The sequence below is a fragment of the Bacteroides zhangwenhongii genome (genome assembly GCF_009193325.2).
Lineage (GTDB): Bacteria > Bacteroidota > Bacteroidia > Bacteroidales > Bacteroidaceae > Bacteroides > Bacteroides zhangwenhongii.
Map to the genome: position 1 here is coordinate 5,222,261 of NZ_CP059856.1, position 22,258 is coordinate 5,244,518.

A 22,258-nucleotide genomic window follows, 5' to 3' on the forward strand; every position below is an offset into this window, starting at 1 on the left:
TGAAATGATTTAGAGCATATACTTTATCAATTTGACAATCTTTTAGAGATTTACCATTACATATATCAATTTTATTCCTATCTTTGCCGACAATTAACATTCAACAAACCTATGAGTTACTTGATAAAACCTAAGAACTATAAACCACTACTCGACCTCAAACAGACCGAGCTGGGAATTAAACAAATAAAAGAGTTCTTCCAATTAAACTTATCATCTGAATTACGTCTCAGACGTGTAACAGCCCCCTTGTTTGTATTAAAAGGAATGGGTATCAATGATGACTTAAATGGAATTGAACGTCCTGTCTCTTTCCCCATCAAAGACTTGGGAGACGCACAGGCAGAAGTGGTTCATTCATTGGCCAAATGGAAAAGATTAACTTTAGCTGATTACCACATTGAACCGGGATATGGCATTTATACGGATATGAATGCTATTCGCTCGGATGAAGAACTGGGTAATCTACATTCTCTATATGTGGATCAATGGGACTGGGAACGCGTTATCACCGATGAAGACAGAAACATACACTTCCTAAAAGAAATCGTAAACCGTATTTATGCGGCTATGATTCGCACCGAATATATGGTATACGAAATGTATCCCCAAATTAAACCTTGTTTGCCACAAAAGCTGCATTTCATTCATTCAGAGGAGTTACGCCAACTTTATCCTAACTTGGAGCCTAAATGCCGCGAGCATGCTATCTGCCAAAAATACGGTGCTGTATTCATCATCGGTATAGGATGCAAATTGAGTGATGGTAAAAAACATGACGGACGTGCGCCGGATTACGATGATTATACAACAATCGGACTGAATAATTTACCCGGATTAAACGGTGACCTTCTTCTGTGGGACGACGTACTGCAACGTTCCATCGAATTGTCATCAATGGGTATACGTGTAGACAAGGAGGCTCTACAACGACAATTAAAAGAAGAAAAAGAAGAGAAAAGACTGGAACTTTATTTCCATAAACGTTTGATGAACGACACACTTCCATTATCCATCGGTGGCGGTATCGGTCAATCTCGTTTATGTATGTTTTACCTTCGTAAAGCCCATATCGGAGAGATACAAGCCAGTATTTGGCCCGAAGATATGCGCAAGGAATGCGAAGAACTAGAAATTCACCTTATATAATTATCATGAACGTACAAATTGAAGAAAGCTGGAAAGCACATTTAGCACCTGAATTCGACAAAGACTACTTTCGGACATTAACAGATTTCGTCAGAAGCGAATATAGTCAATATCAGATATTTCCTCCGGGAAGACTGATTTTCAATGCTTTCAACCTTTGTCCTTTCGACAAAGTGAAAGTTGTAATTATAGGGCAAGATCCTTATCATGGTCCCGGTCAAGCACATGGTCTCTGTTTTTCCGTAAATGACGGAGTTCCTTTCCCTCCTTCATTGGTAAATATCTTCAAAGAGATTAAAACGGACCTTGGTACCGATGCACCTGCTACGGGTAACTTAACACGTTGGGCCGAGCAAGGAGTTCTGCTCCTCAATGCTACCCTAACTGTGCGAGCTCACCAAGCCGGTTCACACCAAAATCGGGGATGGGAAGTCTTTACTGACGCAGCCATCCGCACGTTAGCAGAAAATAGAGAAAATATCGTATTTATCTTGTGGGGATCATACGCACAAAAGAAAGGGGCTTTTATCGACCGCAACAAACATTTAGTACTCACATCAGCACACCCTTCTCCCCTTTCTGCTTACAATGGTTTTTTCGGCAACAAACATTTCAGCCGGGCAAACGATTATTTAAAGGCACACGGAAAAACAGAAATTATCTGGTAGAAAGTTTACAATAATATATAAAAAGTGGCGGCATTTTTCTTTCGTAATAAATGCCGCCACTTTTTATATATTCATCTATTTTAGTACCATTGAATATTACTTTGAGTCTGGCTTCTCTGCTCATACTTCAAGTCTTGCAAAATACTTGCGTTCGCACGGATTGTCACATTGTAGTATTTCCAACGTCCGAAAGGCGAAAGACTGGCAGACAAGTTGAAACAGTGCAGATCACGTGTGATAGTACAAGAGGTTTGCGTAATTTCTTTTGCCTGAAAATCATAACCGGAATTGAATGAGAGCGACCAGTTATTGGAGATCTTCACATTTCCATTCGCATTGATATTATGTGTGTAGGTATAAGGATATCTCATTGAATGACGATTAATCGGCTTCGATCTATCCTCACGAATATTAAATGAGTAACTAAGACTTAATGACCACGGCATTTTAAACACTTGATAACCATCCGCATCAGCCGCGGCTTTCTCTACTTTCTTAGTTGTAGCCTCTTCTTCATCGGCTCCGTCTGAATCTTCATCCTCCTCGTCTCCTTTTTTCTTATCCTTTCCCTGTTCCTCTTTCGGTCCGAACCATTTCTTCCAAGTATCGTTGTTGAAAGTATAATTAAAAGAAGATCCATAGCCCTGAAAACGTCCGAAACGACCATAAGACCATTCTGTACGATTGCCGGTAACCACATTACCATTTTTATCGAACGTGTAGGCATAAGTAGCGAATGACGCATTCATATTGAACGTATAATTCTTAGTCAGTTTCAAACGGAGATTCATACTCAAATCACTCCACGGCCGTTCTTTGGCCGCCATATTATAAGACATACTCGCTCCAAGTTCATCGATTAGGCTCACCTTTTTCAGTGTATCTTTCTTTGCATCATAATACTTCATTTCCAGATTATTGGAAATAGAGAAACTGACCGTACCCGAACCTTCACGCGAAGGCACACCGTAAGGCTGTCCGGTGAAAGGTGAATAATATTGCGTGTTACCATTATAGTCTGTGTATTCTTCCCAATATTTGCTGAATCCCGGAGCACCGCTCAAACTCACTTGCGGAGTAAATACGTGGCGGATTTGTATCTCTTTCTTCTTTGCGAAAAGAGGTTTATACATACCGTAAAGCTTCGTGCTCAGGCTCAAACTTGCCGAATAGTTAGACACTCGGTAGAAACCGTTCAACGTATCACCCGGTAACGACTCCAATCTGCGGTCCACTTCATTATACTGCTGATTAATTTTACGGGTATACCAACGTTCCGTATAATTGACTGAAGGAGAAACCTGCAAATACTTGAACAATGTAAAAGTAGCACTGATAGGAATATTATGATTCATTGCATTTTCCCATTCGCTCAGACCTGCTTTGAACAAACGGTCATCCTTTGTACGAATACTGTTTGTCAGACGTCCGGTATAACTAATGGATATTTTTTCATACCAACGTTCGGCCCCCGCAGCCTTCTTACGTTTGAATGGGAACAGACGGCTTAATGTTATATTAAGGTCGGGCAAGGTTACTGCAATAGAAGAGTCACGCATTGTCTGAGCGATATTGGTCGTTCCGGAAAGCGTCAGGCCGATATCGGGAAAACTACGTGAATAACTGATACTTGATGTTTTCGTATTCTGAGTCAGCAACTGAGAGTTGTAGAGGTTGTTGATATTAGAACGTTCGTAACTACTGGTCGAGAAATTTACACTGGCCGAGAAAGTACTGTTCGGACTGGCTTTAGCGTCTTGACGATGATTCCAGACAATTTTAAAGTCTTTAGATACTGCATAGTCCGGCATCCCTTTGTCACCCGTTTTGGTGACCTGATAATCCGCCTGCAACGTTCCAGAATATTTATAGCGTTTATTATAGTTTGTCAATCCGGAAAGCCTCCATGAACCTTTTGTAAAGATATCCCCCGTCATCTTCAAATCCATAATATCACTGATAGCAAAATAATATCCTCCATTAGCCAAGCCGAAACCGCGACTGGAGTCGTCCATATAAGTCGGCATTATAAAACCGGATGAATAACTACTGGAGAACGGAAAGAAGAAAAACGGTACAGCCAATGGCAAAGGAACATCTTCCACTACCAGATAAGCAGGTCCTGTCACCACATTCTTTTTAGGACGCACTTTTGCACGAGTCAGCTGCATATAGAAGTGAGGATGATCATGATGATCGCAAGTTGTATAGCGACCGTGTTCCATAAAGATTTCATCATTGGCCCCTTTCTTAGCTTTGCTTCCGGTCACATAACCTTCACCTTGCTGAGTGACAATATCGGTAATCCCGGCTTTTTTAGTTTTGAAATTATAGCGGATGGTCTCCGTATCATAAGAAGTATCCCCTTCCTTGAAGACCGGTTTACCTTTCTCTACTCCGGTAGAATCTTTGATACCGTATGCATGAACAGTACTGCTATCAAGATTCATCGAGATAACTTCCGCAGCTAACTCTATATTCTGGTAGTTCACTTTTCCACTACCATAAAGTGTGGCCGATCCTCCCAATGTAAAAACAGTGGAGTCGTTGGATTCATAAACAACCGGTGCATCGAGCGGTTGTTTCTTCTTAACAGGTGCTATAGAATCAATGCGTACCGTAACCGTATCTGCCTTCAACGAATCGCTTCCTTGTAGTGAATCTTTTTGTGCAGTATTGGAGGTAATCATTCCTCTCCTTCGACGTTGAGACGTAGCCTCATCGGGAAGCATCAGTAAGACAATCAGCAGTATAAATGATATAAGTATTCTTGCTTTCAATGGCGCCATTAACTAATAGTTTACGCTTGAAGTGGCAAAAGTACACAAACTTCACCAATTATGAGTTAGAATCTCCGTTATTTAATTATTTTTTAGTGCTATAAAAAGAGAGAGCACCATCTGTCAAAACGGTTTAGTCCTTCTTCACCATATTTTGCAATGCTATTCCGTGCTTTCTCCACCGTCTTTTCCTCATCCAAATGAGTCTTAGAAAAGAACTTATCCGCAAAACAAATCAATTGCTCTTCCAATGTGACAGGAAGCATCTCACGGTGAGGAACCGGAAGTTGCTGATCAATAATATCCTGCAAGGAAAGACCGGCTCCTGTATGGCGTTCACAAACTAACGCATGTTGAGGAAAACCTTCAGCACGCAAAATTTCAGCTCCTAAATATCCATGAGCAATATAAGGATGAGTACCGAAACATCGAATGGACGGAGCATCTGTCTGAAAGATACCGATATCATGCAAAAGAGCGGCCTCTTTCACAAAGCTCCGGTTCAAATGCAACTCCGGATGTGCATCTAGCATCTTCATAGCCTTTCCTGACACTGAAAGGCTGTGTATTACTAAGATTTGTCGCTGTTCCGTATTCTCCGGATAATACTTATCAATGATTTCGTATGGATTCATGTGTCGTTTTTTTGTTCTCTTGATGAGAAATTAATATTTTTGTGCAATATTACAAAAAAATGCCGACATGCAAGCTAGAACTTTGCTCATTCTTTTTTATCTACTCGCTATATCCCCTTCAGGATATACCCACAGTAAGATAACAACCGGTGCAGAACGTATCGCACAATACTTATCACTTATTCAAGGCAAACGTGTCGGAATGGTAGTCAATCACACTTCTATTGTAGGAATAGAACAGACTCATCTGCTCGACACCTTATTAAAGTTGGATATAAAAATAGTGAAAGTATTTGCCCCCGAACACGGTTTTCGTGGCAATACGGATGCGGGCGAAACAGTAAAGGATGGAAAGGACCTACGCACCGGTATCCCTATTATTTCACTTTATGGCAATAATAAGAAGCCTACCGCTGGTCAATTAAAAGACATTGATGTCATCTTGTTTGATATCCAAGATGTAGGAGCGCGCTTTTATACCTATATCAGTACAATGTACTATGTCATGGAGGCTTGTGCAGAAAACAGAAAGGAAATGCTCGTACTGGATCGGCCTAACCCGTGTGACTATATAGACGGTCCGGTACTCAAATCCCCCTATCGGAGTTTTGTTGGTATGCTTCCCATTCCTATACTTCATGGATGTACTATAGGCGAGCTGGCACAAATGATAAACGGAGAAGGATGGATTGCCAACAAAAAAAACGCCTGCTTATTAAAAGTAATTCCAATGATAGGCTGGAAACATGGAGAGCCCTATTCGCTTCCGATTAAACCTTCTCCTAATCTGCCCAATGACCAGTCTATTCGTTTGTATGCATCACTTTGTCCTTTTGAGGCAACCCGCATCAGCGTAGGACGGGGAACAACCTTTCCTTTTCAGGTATTAGGTGCACCCAATAAAAAATATGGCAATTTCGTTTTCACTCCTCGTTCCCTGCCTGGATTCAACAAGAATCCATTACACAAAGGAATAGCCTGCTACGGAGAAGACTTACGGAACAACACGGATACTAATGGTTTTACCCTTTACTATTTCCTACGTTTTTATCAAATATCAGGTGAAGGAGCCGGATTCTTTTCCCGCCCCCGATGGTTTGATTTACTTATGGGAACCGACACGGTGCGCAAAGCTATTCTCAGAGGAGAATCTGAAGAAACTATTCGAAATGGTTGGAAAAAAGAATTACGGGCTTATCGGGAGACGAGAAAGAAGTATCTGCTTTATTGATTCTCTTCCCGCTTTCTCTTCTTCCACAATTGCCAACTATTAATGATATTTTGCCACATATTATATATACAACAGCATACAATATTGATTATCAAAAGGAAAGCCCACCTGTTACTAACAGCGGGTAACAAAATAGTAACAAAAAAAAACGAAGAAATCGCTTTATGGTGGGCTTCATGTGCAAAGGTAACAAATGCCCTCTAACCATAAAAGTAAAACTGGCGAAAAGAAGAATACTATTTTTTCTTTTCGCCAGCATATATATTTTGCTGTCAATAGAAATAGGTTTAGTTCGTTTTGGATATATAGACAAAAGAATGGACTAAACTTGTTTTCTATAACAACTTTTTCAATTCATCAATATCCGGCAATGCTTTGCGAAGTCGTTCCGGCATATCTTCGGATGCCCGGTAAGTAGCAACACCCATTGGCTTATTGTAATCACGTACTGCAAACTCTACAAAGGTTTGGTTCATTTCTCGGCAAAGGATGATTCCGATAGAGGGATTCTCGTGCGGCTTTCTCACATATGAATCCAATGCGGAAAGGTAAGTGTTCAGTTGCCCTAAATAGGAGCTTCGGAATTTTCCGGACTTCAATTCAACAGCGACCAAAGAATTAAGTTCCCGATTGAAAAACAATAAATCAATGAACATTTCCTCTCCCGCTACCTCAATACGGTATTGATTACCTATAAAACTGAAATCCTGCCCAAAGGTCATGATGAACTTTTTCACATTGGCAACAATCGCCTTTTCTACTATCTTTTCGTCTAAATCCTCTTCTTGTTCATCCAGTTCCTCCACATTAATGAAATCAAGCAGGTATTCATCTTTAAATGAACAAACAGCTTTTAGAGCTTGCTTAGTATCGGGCAATGTTTGGACGAAATTATTAGGTAAAGTTCCCCGATGGCTGTACAGGTCTGCTTTTAAATAATCCCTTAAAGTGTATTTACTCCAATAGCGAGTAGCGCACTCATGTATATAAAATAGCCTTGCTTCCAAAGTCTTAGCTTTGGCAATGATTTCTATGTGATGACTAAAGCCGATTGAAAGGAAATCAGACCAGTTAAATTCGGCAGCCATTGGCTGCCGAATTTCTATGAGAAGCAATTTTTCATCCAACTCCAAATCGGCAGCCACTGGCTGCTGATTTAAAACAAGTTCCCATTCTTCATAAAATTGCCGCATATTTTTAATACTTCGAGTTGAAAATCCCCTTAGCCCCGGCAATTCTTTCTGTAATAGGGAAGATATCTGTTCAATTGCACCTTTCCCCCAAAAGCTTGTACGAGAATTTTCCGACACATAACGTCCGATGCCGTAATAAAGAGAGAGCTGTTCCTTGTTCACCGATGCGGCTGCACGGTACTGGCTACGTAGGATAGCTTCTTTTATGGTCTTTACTGCTTCTCTATAATTCTGATTTATATCCATTTACGCTTTGTTATATGCGACAAAAGTACAAAAATAATGCTGGCAAAAAGAAAACAAAGGTATTTTTTCTTCTTCTCTTTTCGCCAGCATATATATTTTGCTATCAATAAAAATAAGTTTAGTCCGTTTTGGCTATATAGGCAAAGGCACAAACTAAACTTGGGTTTATGACTTTAATCTATTATTTTCTCTATCAACTAAAATTGCATCCATGTTATCTTTTGCCCAAGTTATCAAACTGTTGATATGTGGCAACAAAGATATAGCTCTATCAGTTAGTGAATATTCAACTCTTGGCGGCACTTCTGCATATACCTGTCTTCTGACAAATCCGTCCTCTTCAAGAGTTCTCAAAGTAACAGTCAGCATTTTCTGTGAAATATCGGGGATATTTTTTTGCAAGGCATTGAAACGCATTAATGCAGACTGATTTAATGTAAAAAGAACTAATATAGACCATTTATCACTTATACGAGCAAGTATATTCCGAATAGGACAATCGGGATATAATTCATTTTGAATTTCTGTTCTTACCATAATATATTATATTTCAATTCGCACTACAAAAGTAACTAACATTCTTCAAATAAGCAAGGGTGAAATAGTAATCAGCTAAATAGTGTTAAACATGTATTTTTCAAATTCTTCATAATCAACAATAGTTTCATACAGGTAACTATCTGAGTACAAAGTGCCTTCTTGTATAACTGAAAAAAGTGTTTCATCTTTGCATCCGAAAAGAGATAAACAATCTTTTAGATAGTAATATTGATTATTAAATATTTATAGTTATGAAAAATGTAGTATTGATTGGAGCAAGCGGTTTTGTTGGAACTGCAATCCTTAGTGAGTTATTAAACAGAGGTAACAAAGTTACAGCAGTAGTTCGTAATCCCGAAAAGATTACAATTAGCAACAGTAATTTATCAGTAGTTAAGGCAGATGTATCTGATGTGGAAACAATAACTGCCACTTGTAAGGATAAAGATATTGTTATCAGCGCTTATAATCCCGGCTGGACAAACCCCAATATTTACGAAGAGACGTTGAAAAACTATCCATTAATCCTCAAAGCAGTAAAGCAAGCAGGCATTAAGCGGTTGTTGTGTGTCGGTGGTGCAGGTACTTTGTTTTGCGCTCCGGGGCTTAGAGTAGTGGATTCGGGTGCAATACCTGCTGAAATTATGGGCGGTGTGAAGTCTTTAGGTGAATTCTACCTAAATACATTGTGCAATGAAAAAGAAATTGACTGGGTGTTTTTCTCACCTGCCGGAACTCTTGAACCGGGACAACGTACAGGAAAATTCCGTTTGGGAAAGGACGACCTTATTGTTGATGAAAACGGAAACAGCCACATTTCAGTAGAAGATTATGCAGTTGCAATGGTAGATGAAATGGAACAGGCAAATCATCACTGGGAGCGTTTTACCATCGGTTACTAATGATAACAATATAGAAATTATGAAGAACGTATTTTTATTCTTGCTGACCTTTGTAGCAATGGTGGCAGAAGCACAGACTAAAGGAAATTTTGAAGTATTGGATTTAGGTAATTTTAAACTGCATGTATATAATACAAATGATGCACTTGGAGATGCAAGCTACATTATAGAGGGCAATGACGGAGTTGTAACATTGGAACAACCACTGTTTAGGGATAATGTATCGGAATTCAACACCTATGTGACTTCATTGAATAAGCCTGTACAGAAAATTATCACTAATTATCATGTAGGTGGCACGGGAAATCATGATATTGTGATGATTGAGGGAATGCCGGAATTTGTCAAGGGAGCTATTTATGGTGGAATGATGCAGAATTTTGCAAAGATGTTTGGTGATGCCATTGTCCCCATGCCAACCGGAAAAGCAGAGGAAGTATCTTTAGGAAGTACCCAAAATTGGGGTGGTGTGAAGTTCTCTTTTCAACAAGGAGCTTCAACAGATTTTCCGGCAGCAAGTATTATAATAGGCGGCAAGGTTTATTATACACACTGGGCACCTGCTAAATCTCACATCAGCCATTTACAAATATCTTCCTTAGCTGCGATTGATGCGGAAATTGCAGAAGCAGAAAAGGCTTTAAAATCTGGATGCGAATATTTTATTGGTGGGCACGGTGGGGCTGCAAAAAGCAATATGGTAAAATTTAAGATTAACTATCTGAAAACAATGAAACGTACAATTGCAGCAAATAATACAGCCGATTCATTTATTGATGCCATGAAAAAGGCTTATCCTAATTTACCCGGAGAGGCTGGATTATCAGACTTGGCTAATATTTTGTACAAGTAAAAATAGAATTTCACATTTAATATAAGGTTGCCATTGGTAGCCTTATATTGTTTAAAATAAATGCAATATGGAAAATGCTTTAAGTTTTTTATCAGAACACAAAGACGTAGCTTTCGCAACAGTAGAGGGAGATAAACCTAAAATTCGCGTCTTCCAAATAATGAAAAGAAATAAAGACATACTTTATTTTGCAACAGCTACCCATAAAGAAGTTTATCAGCAACTGCAAAAAAATCCTTTTGTGGAATTACTCGCAATGGCTGGAAATATTTCAGTAAGAGTAAAGGGAAAAGCTCTTTTTGATGTTTCCAATAATATAGGAAAAGAAATCTATGAAACAAATCCAGTTCTAATACGCTTATATCATTCATATTCAGAATTAGTTTATTTTCGTCTTGCTATTAGTGAATTGGATTATTACGATTTAACGCCTACACCACCTATTTTTAATCATTATAGTTTGTAAAATGAAAGAATTATTGCAACAGAGATTTTTCCGATTATTGTCGGAATATTCGCAACGTAAAGTTTCTGTAAATGAATTTACAGAAGCTATTGAGGAATTGGCTACACATGTAGCCAATTTCAGTATCAACGAACAGGATTATAGCATATTGCTCCGTTATTTTTCTTTTGGCTTGCATCGTCTTAAATCGTACCGTGTACGGTTTGAGCAAGAAAAAAATGCCCTATTTGCATCTTATTGATGAAGCGATAGAACTTTTAAACACTGAAATATGCCTTATCGAATGGCGTATCAAGTATCCGGAACAACTCAAACAGGTGATTGAAAAACAAAAACTTTCCCCTCTCTACCTCGCTGATAAAACAGCCCTTATCAATATTATGGAAATGGTAAGCGGTCTATTCCTCTCCAAAAACATCGTATATCAGAACGGGAAACCTGCCTACTTGGTGGACTTATCCAAAGGTTTTGAATGGTTGTTCAACATCAAAATAAACGATTGCCACCAAAAGCATGAGGATGTAATAAAGCGTAAACCGGGCAAACTTACCGAATTTCTTAATGGACTGGCAGACCTTATCCGAAAAGAACACGATAAAAAAGGATATAGATAATCAGCGATTTACGATTTATTTATAATGGATTCCATGTGCGCCCTCGTAATTACCTTGCACTCTTTTTCTGAACTTTGCTTCATCAAATTACAAAAGGTATAATCTAAAATATGAAGCGACTATGTATATAGAAAATAACGAGTTCAGCGAATGGATGCAGAAATTATATGCCAAGCTGGAAGAACTTTGCAAGGACATACGGGTACTGCGCAATGCAGACAAGGTATTGCCCGAAGATGATAACCTGTTGGATAATCAAGACTTGTGCCTACTGTTCAAAGTAAGTATCAAAACCCTGCAACGCTACCGGGCTATCGGTGTGCTGCCATACTTCACAATCAGCGGAAAAGTGTATTACAAGGCTTCCGATGTCCGGGAGTTCATCAAGGAAAGGTTTAACGTAACCACATTGCACAAGTTCGAGAAAGAACACTGCACGAAGAAAAAGAAGTGAATTTGAAAAGCCGAAACGGTGAATGTGTCTCATCCGTTCCGGCTTTCTCCATTTATGGCTTAACCAACTTATCGGCTTCTTCCTTTAGTTGCTCGGCTTGCTCGTTCAACAGTCTTGCACGTTCCAGTGCTTCCGCTTGCTTTTGGCTACGGTATTCAAAATCTATCACTGAATCGGTAACACTTTGGATAAAATGGTTATCCCGGTGCCACTTGAATTTATTTTCCAGCATATCAAAAGTTTCTCCGTCTGCCTGTCCTTGCATCAGCAAATAGCGGTATTTTATATCGTTGTCCTGCAACTGCTGCATACGTTCAGCCAAACGGACATTCAAGAATATGGAAGCGGAACAGATAACCAGCACTGCCGAAAAAAGAAACAATCCCGGACGAACCCAAGAAACGACCTTGTTATAAATTCGCTGATAAAGCGATATTGGTTCTACTTTCTCTTTCTCCGTCTTGTAAGAGTTCAAGGTTTCAACCATAGCCTTGAAACAACGATAAGTTTCCAATGTTATTTTCTTGGTGTCCTCGATATGTTTCCGCTGACCTTGCATCCCGTTCCTTATATCGTCAAGCTGGCTTCGGATAGCCTGCAAATCCTTTTCGGGAATAGCCGGGTTACTATGTAGTTCCGACAATGCCTGTTCGATTGCGTTCAGTCTTTCGAGAGTTTCCTCCCGACTGGCTGGCGTTACCTGTGCTTCCTGCTTCTCTTTCAGTTCAGTAACCACTGAGAGAAGCCCCTCTAAAATCAAATTGTTCTCCATACGCTTATAACTTTAGTTGTTTTTTCTTTTTTTTCTTCTTCTTTCTCAAAAAGGAATCATCGGGCATTTCATCAGCCGGGGCTGACAAATCGGAAAACAGACCGCCTAAACCTGTTATAAAAGAATTATCCGCTTTGTCGGGTGCTGATACTGATTTCTGAACAGGTGCGGTAACCGTCTGCTTATTGCTTCCGACTGTCGTTTGCCCTACATCCCCAAAACATTTATCCAGTTTGGAGAAACTAAAACTGCGGTCTATCTCCGAACCCTTGAACGTGTATTCGCCTTTGGAAAAGGAAACGCCCTGTATATCACCCGTTTGCCCCTTGTACTTGAACTGGATAGTAATACCCTTTTCCGCTAACCGCTGCTGTAACTGCTGCCAGTTCTTGGACTTCCCGATTTCATTCTTTACAGCGTTGTAAATCTCGTATTTCGATTTGTCCGGCTCTTTCAAGCGGTGCTGCTTCACCTGCTCTTTTCCACCAGCGAAATAAAGCCCGTGTTTGGCTTTCAGTTTCTTGCACACCTGTTCATTCCGGTACATATCGTTCCTGTCCGAAATGGTCTTGCCGTTGTTGTCTATGCGATTGAACACGATATGTACATGTGGATGTTCCCGGTCTTGATGGCGCACGATGATATACTGCGTATCGGTGATTTTCATTTCACGCATATACTCCAGTGCAAGCTGTATCATCTTCTCGTCTGTCAATTTGGGTGCATCCACTGCCGAATAACTTAGCGCAATATGTCCGACCGGCTTCTTCAAGTCGGGATTCATCCCGGTCTGCATACAGAAGCTGCGGATTATATCGCCCCGGCTTTCCGTCAATACCCCGTCCGCATGAAGCAAAGCCGCCTGTTCCTTGCCCAACACATAGTTTACGCAACCCTTAAACCTGCTTCCCTTTTTTATTTTTCCAATCATCCGACAACTGGTTTATAATTTCGACAATCCTGTTTTTGAGTTTCACCAGTTCCACCGCCACCAGTGCGAAACCTCCGGCATTAGCCCGGTGCGCCAACTGGTTGATGTTGTTGGCTTCCCCTGCCAGCCTGCGGATGGTATCTGCATCCTGCCTGTTCAGCCGGGGTATGACCTCTGCCGAAACGACCGCCTGCCGTACATACTCACTGACCTGCAACCCGGCTTCTCCGGCTCGTTTCTTGATGGCGTAATACTGCAACTCGGTCAGCTTCGTACTGACTACCCGTTGCTGCTTGTCTATCCGTTTCTTTGCCGGACGACCGCCCGGCTTATCCTTTATGTCTGTCATACTTTTTTGCTTTTAAATGGTATCTTAAAAATTGCGACCAACGGGAGAAATTTTCTTTGCGGTCAGCAAAGCAAGGTGGTTTCGGTCTACCGAAACATAACCTTGCTCTCCAAATTAAACCGCCTGCCGTTGGTAACTCTGCCGGACTAAATGCCCCTGCCTCTTTTCTGTCTTGGGGCGGTACGTTGTCCGGTTTCCTGCTTCATTTCCTGCGCTTGGCTGATACTGTTTTTCTGCTCCTGCTTCCTACCGCACAGATAATCGTTCAAGTCCGAATAACCCCTGTAATTGTGCGAGAAATCACGTACACGATAGGAGTATTCCGATGCGATAGCCTGTGTCGCTTTATACCCTGCCTTGTCATTGTCAAGCATACAATGTATGCGCTCATACGGTGACAGTACATCAATGGCTTTCGACACATTGGCGGTAGAGTTGAGAATGACATAATCCTGCCTGTCAAGGTCGGGCATGGTCGGACAGTTCTTCATCCGGAGCGTGAGGAAAGAAAGATAGTCCATAAATCCCTCGAATACCAAACATTTCTCTCTCGGTTCTCCCTGCTGCCGTATGTGGGTGATGTCTTTCGGGGCGATGCAGCCTTTGAAAAAGGAATTGCGCACCTCGTAACCGCCTGCCATATTCGGGAAACCGATGGCAAAGAACGGCTTGCCGTTATGGGTGAAATGGAGTTCCTTGCATTCTCTTTTTGCCAGTCCGATGTTGATGCCACGCCCCTGCAAGTAACGGAGCAATGCCGGATGGGTGAGGTCACGGACTTCCAAATGCTGGAAACTCGGCTCCGTCCTCCGCTGGCGAAATGAAAAATTGACCGGGCGGACGTGCGGTGTCTGTTCCGCTATCCGGTTTAAAAGGTATGGCAGATGGTCGGAGCAATAAAGTTCCTTTGCCAGTGCGATGATGTTGCCGCCTTTGCCTGCGCCAAAATCATACCAGAGATTGCGGTCGGTATTCACCTTAAAGGACGCTTCCTGTTCCTCCCTCAACGGTGATTTGTACCATAAACCGTTTCCCTGCTGCTTGACGGGTGAATAGCCCAAGCTGTGCAAATAATCCACAATGGATATTTTCTTTATATCTTCGATATTCATAATATTTTCTTTTAATGGTTGAAAGAATAATTGAAAAGTGCGCCAGTCCTGTTTAGTCCGCTATATATACACCCGTACCATACTAAACTTGTCTGTTGCCAATATTAGGAAAGCAGAAAGTCCGTTCCGCTTATATATACACCCGGACTAAACCAAACCGATTTTTAATAATGGAAATCGGGATTGTAGCGGTAGCCTTTGCCCTCTTTCACAATCATGCGCTTGTTCACAAGGAATTTGTTCAAATCCACATGGATATTGCGCCCACGCTCGTAGCCGATACTCGCATAACCCTGTTTCAAGGTCTTTAGGACATTCTCATAACCATATATAACCTGTTTGCCAAAACCGTTTTCCAAAGCTGTCCTGTGCTGTTGCTCCGTCAGTTCTGCCAGTGAAAAACCCCTGTCTTGGCTGGGCTGCTTGAATACATAACCGTCCACGACTTCGGGCAATGCGCTGTCGTTGATACGGAATGCGAACGGGGCAAACTCCCGGTCACGTATGTGCATCGCCTTTACCTCGCTTATGTTGCCGTCCTGCTGGCTTTTCGTGATTTGCAGAACGGTTTCAGCCTTGTTATTCAGTTCCGTACCGATATGCCCCCTTGTATTATCATCTCCTTTGTTCAAATGCAGTACGGTGTGGATATGCAGGTTATATCCGCTTGACCAGCGCATCAAGAGATTGATTAGGTCGGTCGATTCACCGGGGCTGTTGATGTCGTACATCAAGTCACGGATTCCGTCAATGATGAGCAACCCCACATCGGGCATATTCTCCAGCATATAGCCGATTATCTGTTTCCGCTTGTCGGGTGTCTGTTCCCTTAACACGATGAAAACAAAATCGTCCATATCCTTGTCGGTCGGCAGTCCGGCAAGCCGCAAAATACGCTCCATAACCTTGTGGCAATGGTATTTGCTCTGCTCGGTGTCCACATAGAGGATTTTACGTTTGTTCGGTGGCAGGTATGCCGAATATTTCAGAACCTCGTCATTCTTCAACGCCGCCGCAACGATAGCGGAAATATTGAATGTCTTTTTGCTCTTGGCTTTCCCCGTGGATGCGCTGAAATTACCCAGCGTGCCGATGGTAGAGCCATTCACCCAAAGTATTTCGGGCGGCACTTCAAAAGTGTCCGTCACCTTTAGATGAATGGTTTTCCAAAGGGCTGCGAAATCCTCTTTCTGCATGGTAACGCCCTGCCCGGCTTCTGTCGCTTTTCTATTTTCCATAACCGTTATTTCTTTAGAGGACGGTTAAGGATATACTTCTGCGCTTCCTGCTCTATCTGCGCCTGCGTCTTGACCGGGTTCTGACGTAACCATGCTTCCAGTTCCGCTTTCTCAAAATAAAGCATTTTGCCCTGCGGCTTGTAATGAGGTATCAAGTTACCCGAAGTCAGCTTGTACAGGTAACTTTTAGAAAGGTTCAAAAACTTGCTCGCTTCATCGAAGCTAAGCACGTTCTTTGAAAGGAACACTAAATTTTCGAGTTCTGCAACTCGCTTCTCAATACTTGTTTCCATATAACAAAAGTATTTGCGTTAGACAATATGGAGTGCATGCCCTCCGGTTTCTTGTAATCGATTACGGGGGCAAAAGTATTGAGGAATAGCTTGATAGCGGATTAAACTATGTTTGAGGTCTTAACCTATTCTTAAAGTTTTTTCAGTTGTTTGATATAGTTTCTAATAGTCGCATATTCTTTTTCATGCTCCAAATCTTTCACATAATTGGTAGCTGTAGCTAAATCCCCTTGATTTAGATATTTATCCCTTTTTGTATTCTTTGTAAGAAACAGCCTGCTATTTGCAATAACCGATTGCCAATTAGATGTTATGAAACCACGACTGCTTAACTCCGAAAAAAGAAAAGCTACTTGCCTGTTGTTATTAGACCTAAATATAACTTTAGGCTTACAAGAAAGTATCGCTTTCAAATCTTCAAAAGTCATAGGGGCATTGAAAATCTCTACCTCATTGATACACTCTACCAATAACTCTATTTGCCTATCGTTTAAAATAGACTTAAAAGGATTTTCAGTTTTAGCAATATGGGGTATAATTTTAGGCTCTTGGTATTCATCTTGAATTGGTTGCGGTTCTTTCCGTTCCTGTTGTGGTTGCATTTCCACTTGCACCTTATCTTCTTTCTTTTTTCGCAAGTATGCCGAATATCTTTCTAACACAACAACTTTGACTACTACGGAGAAATAAGGCAGTTCTTCATCATAAACCGTATTATCTTGTTCATATCGGGAATAATCAAATGAAAGAGGATTAAACGACATGTATTTTCTTTTCTCATCGGATTTCAAAGATTCATAAAAACCACTTTCCCAAAAGAAGTCAGATACCGAATAAAAACTTTGAATATCATTCAATACGGAATAACGTATATATAACTGTACTAACTCATCAGCGGTACGAATATATTCCTGCTGTTCCAGCTTATCAGCCTGTTCTTTATTGAGATATACAGACTTGGCAGCAATGCTGTCTGTCAACACTTGGTTGGCATGATTGATACAACGGTTAAAGATGCCTTGTATATGGTCGAATTTTATTTTCAGTTCTTCTTCTGTCATAATATCCTATGTTTCAGTTAGTAGAAACAAAGATATATTTTTTCGACTAAACAAAGGCAAAAAAAGAAAGAAAGTACGGACTTATGCTAACCGTACTTTCTTTAATTTTAATCCGTCAAATTCGGTATCAAACTTATAGCTTCTTCTTTTTTCTTATCGACAATCTTCGCATAAATTTGAGTTGTGGCTATATTTTTATGTCCTAACAGTTTGCTAACCGTGTACAAATCAGCCCCCAATGTAAGCATCATGGTAGCATGTGTATGCCGGGCGACATGAAACGAGATATGTTTAGTAACTCCTGCATCTTTCGCCCATCTTTGAAGTGTCTTGTTTATAGTCCCCTCATGCGTCAAAGAAAAAATCAAATCATCGCCTTTTGCTTCATTTTGTTGCGGCAACCACTTTAACGCTTCATCGGATATAGGCAAGTAAAGCGGCTCCTTGGTTTTCTGCATCTTGATTTCAATTCTTATTCTTTCACCGCTTTTCTGTAAATCGTTCCACTTCAATTTTCTTATATCGCTTACACGCAACCCACACAAACAACTGAAAAGAAAGGCTTGTTTCATTATCTCATACTTGCACTCCGTAGCAATAAGTAACCTCAATTCCTCCATTGTCAAATACTCTCTACGGCTTGCTTCTGCTTTTACTTTATCGGCAAAGTCAAACTCTTTTGTCGGGTTTACTGTTATAATGCCATCTTTATAAGCCCTATTTATAGCAGTCCGCAATACTCCATAATAAGCAACCACCGAATTATTGCTTAATAATCCGCCTGCTTTTGTTACTCCGTATTTACTCGCTTTCTTTGCCTGCTTTAAGAAATCCACAAAACTACTAAGGAAATCCTTATCAATATCACGAAAAGCGATATAATCCCCTCTAAACAATTTCAATTCACGGATAGTATTCCCAATAGTCTTTTCGTAATTCAGACTGCCACGCTCCTTAGATTGCTGTCGCATATCCACTAAATAATCAAGTACGTTTGCTTTGGATTTATTAGTATTTTGAAATCCGTGCGCATCATTCTGCAACTCAACAATCCGTTTACTCTGAATAGCTTTGGCAAGTGCCAAAGTCGCTTCATTCTTTGTCTTATCTTCCCTCGTCTTTTCGGGGATTAGATACAACTTCAAAAACTCATATTGCCGTTTACCACCAACATAGTTTTCTTTTCTAATCACGTCACCAGTGTAATAATCCAAATAGATGGATTGATTACCATTGGCAAGCTGCTTAAATCTGATTCTTACAGGTTCTTTCAGTTTGACCTCTTGTTTTTTCTTCGCCATACTTATGTTTTTATTTTGTTACCGATGGCAAATATAGTATTTATTTTTGTTACTCAACACTATCTGAGTAACAAACTGGTAACAAAATAAAGGAATTTATAGGCTAAATATAGAAAACAAGCAAAACAAAGGAAATAAGATACAACAATAATAAAATACTATATATCAACTATTTATATTCAATTTATTAGTTCTTTTTTTCTCTTTTTCCACAACTGATAACTATTGATGATGTTCTGCCACAAAACATACGATCCCGGCGCAACAGCAGACAATGGATTCAGATAAGTATGGGCCATCCAGATAGCAAGAATCGTATTTTTCTGCCCTAATGCCTGTCCGCCACTGATGCGGTCATTATAAATAGAACCAATGGTCTTTCCCAAAAAGAACTGTAAACAACAAGCTGCCAATGCTCCAACAGCAATCATAATTTCAGTAAATCCATCCGCAGGATCATTCAACAACGAATACAGCGTCTGTGCCGTCACGATAGCCAGCGAAACTGCCCACAAGTAGAAAGCAAGTTCATGATAACTCAATAATTTCCGATGTATTTTCGGCAAACATTTGCTCAATAACCATGCAGCCAGAAACGGACAAATCAGCAGAGGAAATACTTTGCTTAAAATAACGAAGAACGCTTCCAAAAAACTAACGTCAGGATGAACCTCCACTAATGGAAAAAGAATAGGCACCGCAATGGCAGCTCCGATATTAGCAAGTAGCGTATAAGTGGTCAGACTTGCCGCACTCCCACCCAGTTTCGAAGTTATCACGGCAGCAGCAGTGGCTGTCGGACAAATAATGCAAACCATCACCCCTTCCGCCACAATCTTATCAAACCGAAACAACAGCAAATAAGCAGCCAACGCCCCGATAATCTGAATCAGCAATAACCATACATGAAGCGGTCTAAGCTTTAAATCGCGCGGAGACACCTTACAGAATGTCAACAGCAACATCGTAAAGATAAGATACGGAGTCAGAAAAGAGAGGCAGATAAATAACGGATAACCCACAGCACCCACCAACATGGCAATAGGCAATGTCCAATTCTTCAAAAACTTAAGCATCGTCGTACATTTTAACTTCGGAGCGCAAAGTAACGGAGATTTCAGGAAAAAAGCTATCATTAAACCGAAAAAAACACAAAACTTAATGGCAAATAATAAGTTTTCTACAAATTTCTACTACATTTGCACCGTATTATAAATATGAAACTGAATAGACCCTACATATTATATATATGCATTTGCCTCTGGCTTCTTTTCTTACCCTCATGCACCAGCCATTTATGGGGGAAAGATTTTGTCGTAGTCATTGATGCCGGACATGGCGGACACGACCCCGGCGCTATTGGAAAAATCTCAAAAGAAAAGAATATCAATCTGAACGTTGCCTTAAAAGTAGGAAATCTGATAAAAAACAATTGCGATGACGTTAAAGTGATCTATACCCGTAGCAAAGATGTTTTTATTCCTCTAGACCGAAGGGCGGAAATAGCAAACAATGCGAAAGCAGATCTTTTTATTTCAATTCATACTAATGCATTGGCAAACAACCGCACTGCAAAAGGAGCATCTACCTGGACACTCGGTTTGGCTAAATCGGACGCCAATCTAGAAGTAGCTAAACGGGAAAATTCTGTAATTCTCTACGAAAGTGACTATCAGACTCGGTATGCAGGATTCAACCCGAACTCAGCTGAGTCTTATATCATATTTGAATTCATGCAAGATAAATACATGGAACAAAGTGTGCACCTGGCGTCTTTGATGCAGAAACAATTTCGTCATACTTGTAAACGTTTAGACCGCGGAGTACACCAAGCCGGCTTCCTCGTCTTAAAAGCAAGTGCCATGCCAAGTATTCTGATAGAATTAGGATTCATCTCCACTCCTGAGGAGGAACGTTATCTGAACTCCGAAACGGGGGCTACAACCATGGCTAAAGGAATCTATCATGCTTTCCTCAATTATAAAAGAGAGCACGAAATACGGCTAACCGGAGTCAGCAAGACTGTGATACCGACCGAACAAAAAGAACAAGAGATAGAGAAAGAAAACGATAGACCCGTAACCGTTCAAAAGGTTGCGGAAAGCGCAACCAATGACAATGAAATTACGTTTAAGATACAAATACTCACCTCTTCCAAACCTCTTGCTAAAAATGACAAGAGACTGAAAGGATTGAAAGGTGTAGATTATTATAAAGAAAAAGGTATATATAAATACACATATGGTGCCTCCGGTGATTATAATAAGGTACTACGTACCAAACGTACTATTACAGCCCAGTTCAAAGATGCTTTTATCATTGCTTTCCGAGACGGTGAAAAAATGAATGTCAATGAAGCAATTGCCGAGTTTAAGAAAAGAAGAAATAAATAAAAGATAAAATGAAGTATATTACAAAAGAAGTCAGAATAGGTATCGCAGGTATCATTGCACTGTGTGTACTTGTTTATGGGATTAACTGGCTGAAAGGAATACATATGTTTCAACCTTCCAGCTATTTCTATGCTAAATTTCAGAACGTTAACGGATTGACTAAGTCGAGCCCGGTATTCGCAGACGGTGTTCGTGTAGGTATTGTACGCGACATATTTTATGATTATACAAATCCCGGAAACGTGGTTGTAGAAGTAGAACTGGACACCGAACTACGAATTCCTAAAGGAAGTAGCGCCGAACTGGTATCCGAACTGATGGGAGGAGTACGCATGAATATTCTTTTGGCAAACAATCCCCGCGAAAAATATGCCGTAGGAGATACTATTCCCGGTACACTGAACAATGGAATGATGGAAAGTGTGGCAAAGTTAATGCCACAAGTACAGGAAATGTTACCTAAACTGGATTCTATCCTTATTTCTCTGAATATAATCTTAGGTGACAAGAGTATTCCTGCCACCCTACATTCAATAGAAAAGACCACTGCCAACTTGACCGTAGTCAGTTCTCAGGTTAAAGGTCTCATGAGCAATGATATTCCACAGCTTACCAGCAAACTGAATACAATTGGAGACAACTTCGTAACCATCAGCGGTAATCTTAAAGAAGTTGACTATGCAGCTACTTTCAAGAAAATAGACGAAACATTATCCAATGTAAAGATGCTCACAGAAAAATTGAATAGCAAAGATAACACACTCGGATTACTCTTTAACGACCCGACTTTATACAATAATCTAAATGCTACTACTGAAAATGCAGCAGGCTTATTGAAAGACTTGAAAGAGCACCCGAAACGCTACGTTCACTTCTCCTTATTCGGAAAGAAAGACAAGTAATAAAATCTCGTTATATAGATTTTATCTAAATAACGAATCGCTATAAAAAGCAAGTTTATTGCGTCTCAAATGTCTATCTATAAACCGAAATAAGATTCCTATACAAACATGAGAATAAGAGAAGAAAGACACAGTTTTTATATATAATATTCTATATAACAGATACTTATAAAAT

24 protein-coding genes are annotated in these 22,258 nt (G+C 40.4%); 11 read left to right on the forward strand and 13 right to left on the reverse strand.

Annotated features, from left to right (window positions below; genetic code table 11):
• The first annotated feature begins 111 nt into the window (after positions 1–111).
• Entirely contained in the window at positions 112–1,149 is a 1,038-nt protein-coding gene (gene asnA, locus GD630_RS20625) for an aspartate--ammonia ligase (protein ID WP_143864966.1), read from the forward strand.
• Positions 1,150–1,154: 5 nt separating this feature from the next.
• Complete coding sequence (ung, locus tag GD630_RS20630; protein WP_143864965.1) at positions 1,155–1,817, forward strand: uracil-DNA glycosylase; 663 nt, start codon at positions 1,155–1,157, stop codon at positions 1,815–1,817.
• Positions 1,818–1,897: 80 nt separating this feature from the next.
• On the opposite strand, the gene GD630_RS20635 is transcribed toward ung, so the two are convergent.
• Positions 1,898–4,606, reverse strand: coding sequence for a putative LPS assembly protein LptD (locus GD630_RS20635; protein ID WP_143864964.1), 2,709 nt, complete (start codon positions 4,604–4,606; stop codon positions 1,898–1,900).
• Positions 4,607–4,695: 89 nt separating this feature from the next.
• The gene (locus GD630_RS20640) at positions 4,696–5,232 is read right to left on the reverse strand and encodes an HDIG domain-containing metalloprotein (RefSeq protein WP_007767021.1); all 537 of its coding nucleotides are present in this window, start codon (positions 5,230–5,232) and stop codon (positions 4,696–4,698) included.
• Between the two features lie 67 nt (positions 5,233–5,299).
• Here GD630_RS20640 and GD630_RS20645 point away from each other — a divergent pair, with 67 nt between their 5' ends.
• Positions 5,300–6,463 (forward strand): exo-beta-N-acetylmuramidase NamZ family protein, encoded by a 1,164-nt coding sequence (locus GD630_RS20645; protein WP_143864963.1) that lies wholly within the window; start codon positions 5,300–5,302, stop codon positions 6,461–6,463.
• A gap of 335 nt (positions 6,464–6,798) precedes the next feature.
• Here the strand turns inward: GD630_RS20645 and GD630_RS20650 are convergent, their stop codons facing one another.
• On the reverse strand, positions 6,799–7,902 hold the full coding sequence (locus GD630_RS20650; protein WP_143864962.1) for a PDDEXK nuclease domain-containing protein: 1,104 nt from the start codon (positions 7,900–7,902) through the stop codon (positions 6,799–6,801).
• Between the two features lie 165 nt (positions 7,903–8,067).
• Positions 8,068–8,439, reverse strand: a complete 372-nt coding sequence (locus GD630_RS20655; RefSeq protein WP_143864961.1) for a winged helix-turn-helix transcriptional regulator — start codon at positions 8,437–8,439, stop codon at positions 8,068–8,070.
• Positions 8,440–8,693: 254 nt separating this feature from the next.
• On the opposite strand from GD630_RS20655, the gene GD630_RS20660 reads away from it, so the two are divergent.
• The 6 genes from GD630_RS20660 to GD630_RS20685 all read left to right on the forward strand — a co-directional run bounded on the left by GD630_RS20660 (position 8,694) and on the right by GD630_RS20685 (position 11,731).
• Complete coding sequence (locus GD630_RS20660) at positions 8,694–9,344, forward strand: NAD(P)-dependent oxidoreductase (protein ID WP_143864960.1); 651 nt, start codon at positions 8,694–8,696, stop codon at positions 9,342–9,344.
• Between the two features lie 19 nt (positions 9,345–9,363).
• Positions 9,364–10,197, forward strand: coding sequence for a hypothetical protein (locus tag GD630_RS20665; protein ID WP_143864959.1), 834 nt, complete (start codon positions 9,364–9,366; stop codon positions 10,195–10,197).
• Positions 10,198–10,264: 67 nt separating this feature from the next.
• Positions 10,265–10,663: a pyridoxamine 5'-phosphate oxidase family protein gene (locus tag GD630_RS20670; RefSeq protein WP_143864958.1), complete on the forward strand. Its 399-nt coding sequence runs from the start codon at positions 10,265–10,267 to the stop codon at positions 10,661–10,663.
• Position 10,664: 1 nt separating this feature from the next.
• A complete protein-coding gene (locus GD630_RS20675; RefSeq protein ID WP_143864957.1) occupies positions 10,665–10,904 on the forward strand; it encodes a hypothetical protein in 240 nt (79 codons plus the stop codon).
• A complete protein-coding gene (locus GD630_RS20680) occupies positions 10,858–11,277 on the forward strand; it encodes a hypothetical protein (RefSeq protein WP_143864956.1) in 420 nt (139 codons plus the stop codon). Before GD630_RS20675 ends, GD630_RS20680 begins: the two co-directional genes overlap by 47 nt.
• A gap of 121 nt (positions 11,278–11,398) precedes the next feature.
• Complete coding sequence (locus GD630_RS20685; protein ID WP_143864955.1) at positions 11,399–11,731, forward strand: helix-turn-helix domain-containing protein; 333 nt, start codon at positions 11,399–11,401, stop codon at positions 11,729–11,731.
• Positions 11,732–11,783: 52 nt separating this feature from the next.
• Here the strand turns inward: GD630_RS20685 and GD630_RS20690 are convergent, their stop codons facing one another.
• The 9 genes from GD630_RS20690 to GD630_RS20730 form a co-directional block, all read right to left on the reverse strand.
• Positions 11,784–12,503 (reverse strand): hypothetical protein, encoded by a 720-nt coding sequence (locus GD630_RS20690; protein WP_143864954.1) that lies wholly within the window; start codon positions 12,501–12,503, stop codon positions 11,784–11,786.
• A gap of 4 nt (positions 12,504–12,507) precedes the next feature.
• Positions 12,508–13,434: a relaxase/mobilization nuclease domain-containing protein gene (locus GD630_RS20695; RefSeq protein ID WP_143864953.1), complete on the reverse strand. Its 927-nt coding sequence runs from the start codon at positions 13,432–13,434 to the stop codon at positions 12,508–12,510.
• Positions 13,400–13,783: a MobC family plasmid mobilization relaxosome protein gene (locus GD630_RS20700; RefSeq protein ID WP_143864952.1), complete on the reverse strand. Its 384-nt coding sequence runs from the start codon at positions 13,781–13,783 to the stop codon at positions 13,400–13,402. The genes GD630_RS20695 and GD630_RS20700 overlap by 35 nt, the downstream gene beginning before the upstream one ends.
• 146 nt (positions 13,784–13,929) lie before the next feature.
• On the reverse strand, positions 13,930–14,895 hold the full coding sequence (locus tag GD630_RS20705; RefSeq protein WP_143864951.1) for a toprim domain-containing protein: 966 nt from the start codon (positions 14,893–14,895) through the stop codon (positions 13,930–13,932).
• A 164-nt stretch (positions 14,896–15,059) separates the two neighbouring features.
• Complete coding sequence (locus GD630_RS20710) at positions 15,060–16,133, reverse strand: AAA family ATPase (protein ID WP_143864950.1); 1,074 nt, start codon at positions 16,131–16,133, stop codon at positions 15,060–15,062.
• Positions 16,134–16,138: 5 nt separating this feature from the next.
• Positions 16,139–16,426 carry a helix-turn-helix domain-containing protein gene (locus GD630_RS20715; RefSeq protein ID WP_005802192.1) on the reverse strand — a complete coding sequence of 96 codons (288 nt, stop codon included), beginning with the start codon at positions 16,424–16,426 and terminating at the stop codon, positions 16,139–16,141.
• A 131-nt stretch (positions 16,427–16,557) separates the two neighbouring features.
• Positions 16,558–17,487 (reverse strand): hypothetical protein, encoded by a 930-nt coding sequence (locus GD630_RS20720; RefSeq protein WP_143864949.1) that lies wholly within the window; start codon positions 17,485–17,487, stop codon positions 16,558–16,560.
• Between the two features lie 107 nt (positions 17,488–17,594).
• Positions 17,595–18,788, reverse strand: a complete 1,194-nt coding sequence (locus GD630_RS20725) for a site-specific integrase (RefSeq protein ID WP_143864948.1) — start codon at positions 18,786–18,788, stop codon at positions 17,595–17,597.
• Between the two features lie 179 nt (positions 18,789–18,967).
• A complete protein-coding gene (locus GD630_RS20730) occupies positions 18,968–19,924 on the reverse strand; it encodes a transporter (protein WP_143864947.1) in 957 nt (318 codons plus the stop codon).
• Positions 19,925–20,005: 81 nt separating this feature from the next.
• On the opposite strand from GD630_RS20730, the gene GD630_RS20735 reads away from it, so the two are divergent.
• Both GD630_RS20735 and GD630_RS20740 read left to right on the forward strand, forming a co-directional pair.
• Positions 20,006–21,181, forward strand: a complete 1,176-nt coding sequence (locus tag GD630_RS20735) for an N-acetylmuramoyl-L-alanine amidase family protein (protein ID WP_017142902.1) — start codon at positions 20,006–20,008, stop codon at positions 21,179–21,181.
• An 8-nt stretch (positions 21,182–21,189) separates the two neighbouring features.
• Positions 21,190–22,083: an MlaD family protein gene (locus tag GD630_RS20740; protein ID WP_143864946.1), complete on the forward strand. Its 894-nt coding sequence runs from the start codon at positions 21,190–21,192 to the stop codon at positions 22,081–22,083.
• Positions 22,084–22,258: the final 175 nt, after the last annotated feature.

Bases quoted from the DNA above. Each gene is read 5' to 3' on its own strand.
- GD630_RS20700 (WP_143864952.1), bottom strand. From the start codon at position 13,783: ATGACAGACATAAAGGATAAGCCGGGCGGTCGTCCGGCAAAGAAACGG.
- GD630_RS20690 (WP_143864954.1), bottom strand. From the start codon at position 12,503: ATGGAGAACAATTTGATTTTAGAGGGGCTTCTCTCAGTGGTTACTGAA.
- GD630_RS20710 (WP_143864950.1), bottom strand. From the start codon at position 16,133: ATGGAAAATAGAAAAGCGACAGAAGCCGGGCAGGGCGTTACCATGCAG.
- GD630_RS20635 (WP_143864964.1), bottom strand. From the start codon at position 4,606: ATGGCGCCATTGAAAGCAAGAATACTTATATCATTTATACTGCTGATT.
- GD630_RS20735 (WP_017142902.1), top strand. From the start codon at position 20,006: ATGAAACTGAATAGACCCTACATATTATATATATGCATTTGCCTCTGG.
- GD630_RS20725 (WP_143864948.1), bottom strand. From the start codon at position 18,788: ATGGCGAAGAAAAAACAAGAGGTCAAACTGAAAGAACCTGTAAGAATC.
- GD630_RS20665 (WP_143864959.1), top strand. From the start codon at position 9,364: ATGAAGAACGTATTTTTATTCTTGCTGACCTTTGTAGCAATGGTGGCA.
- GD630_RS20740 (WP_143864946.1), top strand. From the start codon at position 21,190: ATGAAGTATATTACAAAAGAAGTCAGAATAGGTATCGCAGGTATCATT.
- GD630_RS20730 (WP_143864947.1), bottom strand. From the start codon at position 19,924: ATGATAGCTTTTTTCCTGAAATCTCCGTTACTTTGCGCTCCGAAGTTA.
- GD630_RS20675 (WP_143864957.1), top strand. From the start codon at position 10,665: ATGAAAGAATTATTGCAACAGAGATTTTTCCGATTATTGTCGGAATAT.
- GD630_RS20720 (WP_143864949.1), bottom strand. From the start codon at position 17,487: ATGACAGAAGAAGAACTGAAAATAAAATTCGACCATATACAAGGCATC.
- GD630_RS20685 (WP_143864955.1), top strand. From the start codon at position 11,399: ATGTATATAGAAAATAACGAGTTCAGCGAATGGATGCAGAAATTATAT.
- GD630_RS20655 (WP_143864961.1), bottom strand. From the start codon at position 8,439: ATGGTAAGAACAGAAATTCAAAATGAATTATATCCCGATTGTCCTATT.
- GD630_RS20670 (WP_143864958.1), top strand. From the start codon at position 10,265: ATGGAAAATGCTTTAAGTTTTTTATCAGAACACAAAGACGTAGCTTTC.
- GD630_RS20660 (WP_143864960.1), top strand. From the start codon at position 8,694: ATGAAAAATGTAGTATTGATTGGAGCAAGCGGTTTTGTTGGAACTGCA.
- GD630_RS20705 (WP_143864951.1), bottom strand. From the start codon at position 14,895: ATGAATATCGAAGATATAAAGAAAATATCCATTGTGGATTATTTGCAC.
- GD630_RS20640 (WP_007767021.1), bottom strand. From the start codon at position 5,232: ATGAATCCATACGAAATCATTGATAAGTATTATCCGGAGAATACGGAA.
- GD630_RS20645 (WP_143864963.1), top strand. From the start codon at position 5,300: ATGCAAGCTAGAACTTTGCTCATTCTTTTTTATCTACTCGCTATATCC.
- GD630_RS20695 (WP_143864953.1), bottom strand. From the start codon at position 13,434: ATGATTGGAAAAATAAAAAAGGGAAGCAGGTTTAAGGGTTGCGTAAAC.
- ung (WP_143864965.1), top strand. From the start codon at position 1,155: ATGAACGTACAAATTGAAGAAAGCTGGAAAGCACATTTAGCACCTGAA.
- GD630_RS20650 (WP_143864962.1), bottom strand. From the start codon at position 7,902: ATGGATATAAATCAGAATTATAGAGAAGCAGTAAAGACCATAAAAGAA.
- asnA (WP_143864966.1), top strand. From the start codon at position 112: ATGAGTTACTTGATAAAACCTAAGAACTATAAACCACTACTCGACCTC.
- GD630_RS20715 (WP_005802192.1), bottom strand. From the start codon at position 16,426: ATGGAAACAAGTATTGAGAAGCGAGTTGCAGAACTCGAAAATTTAGTG.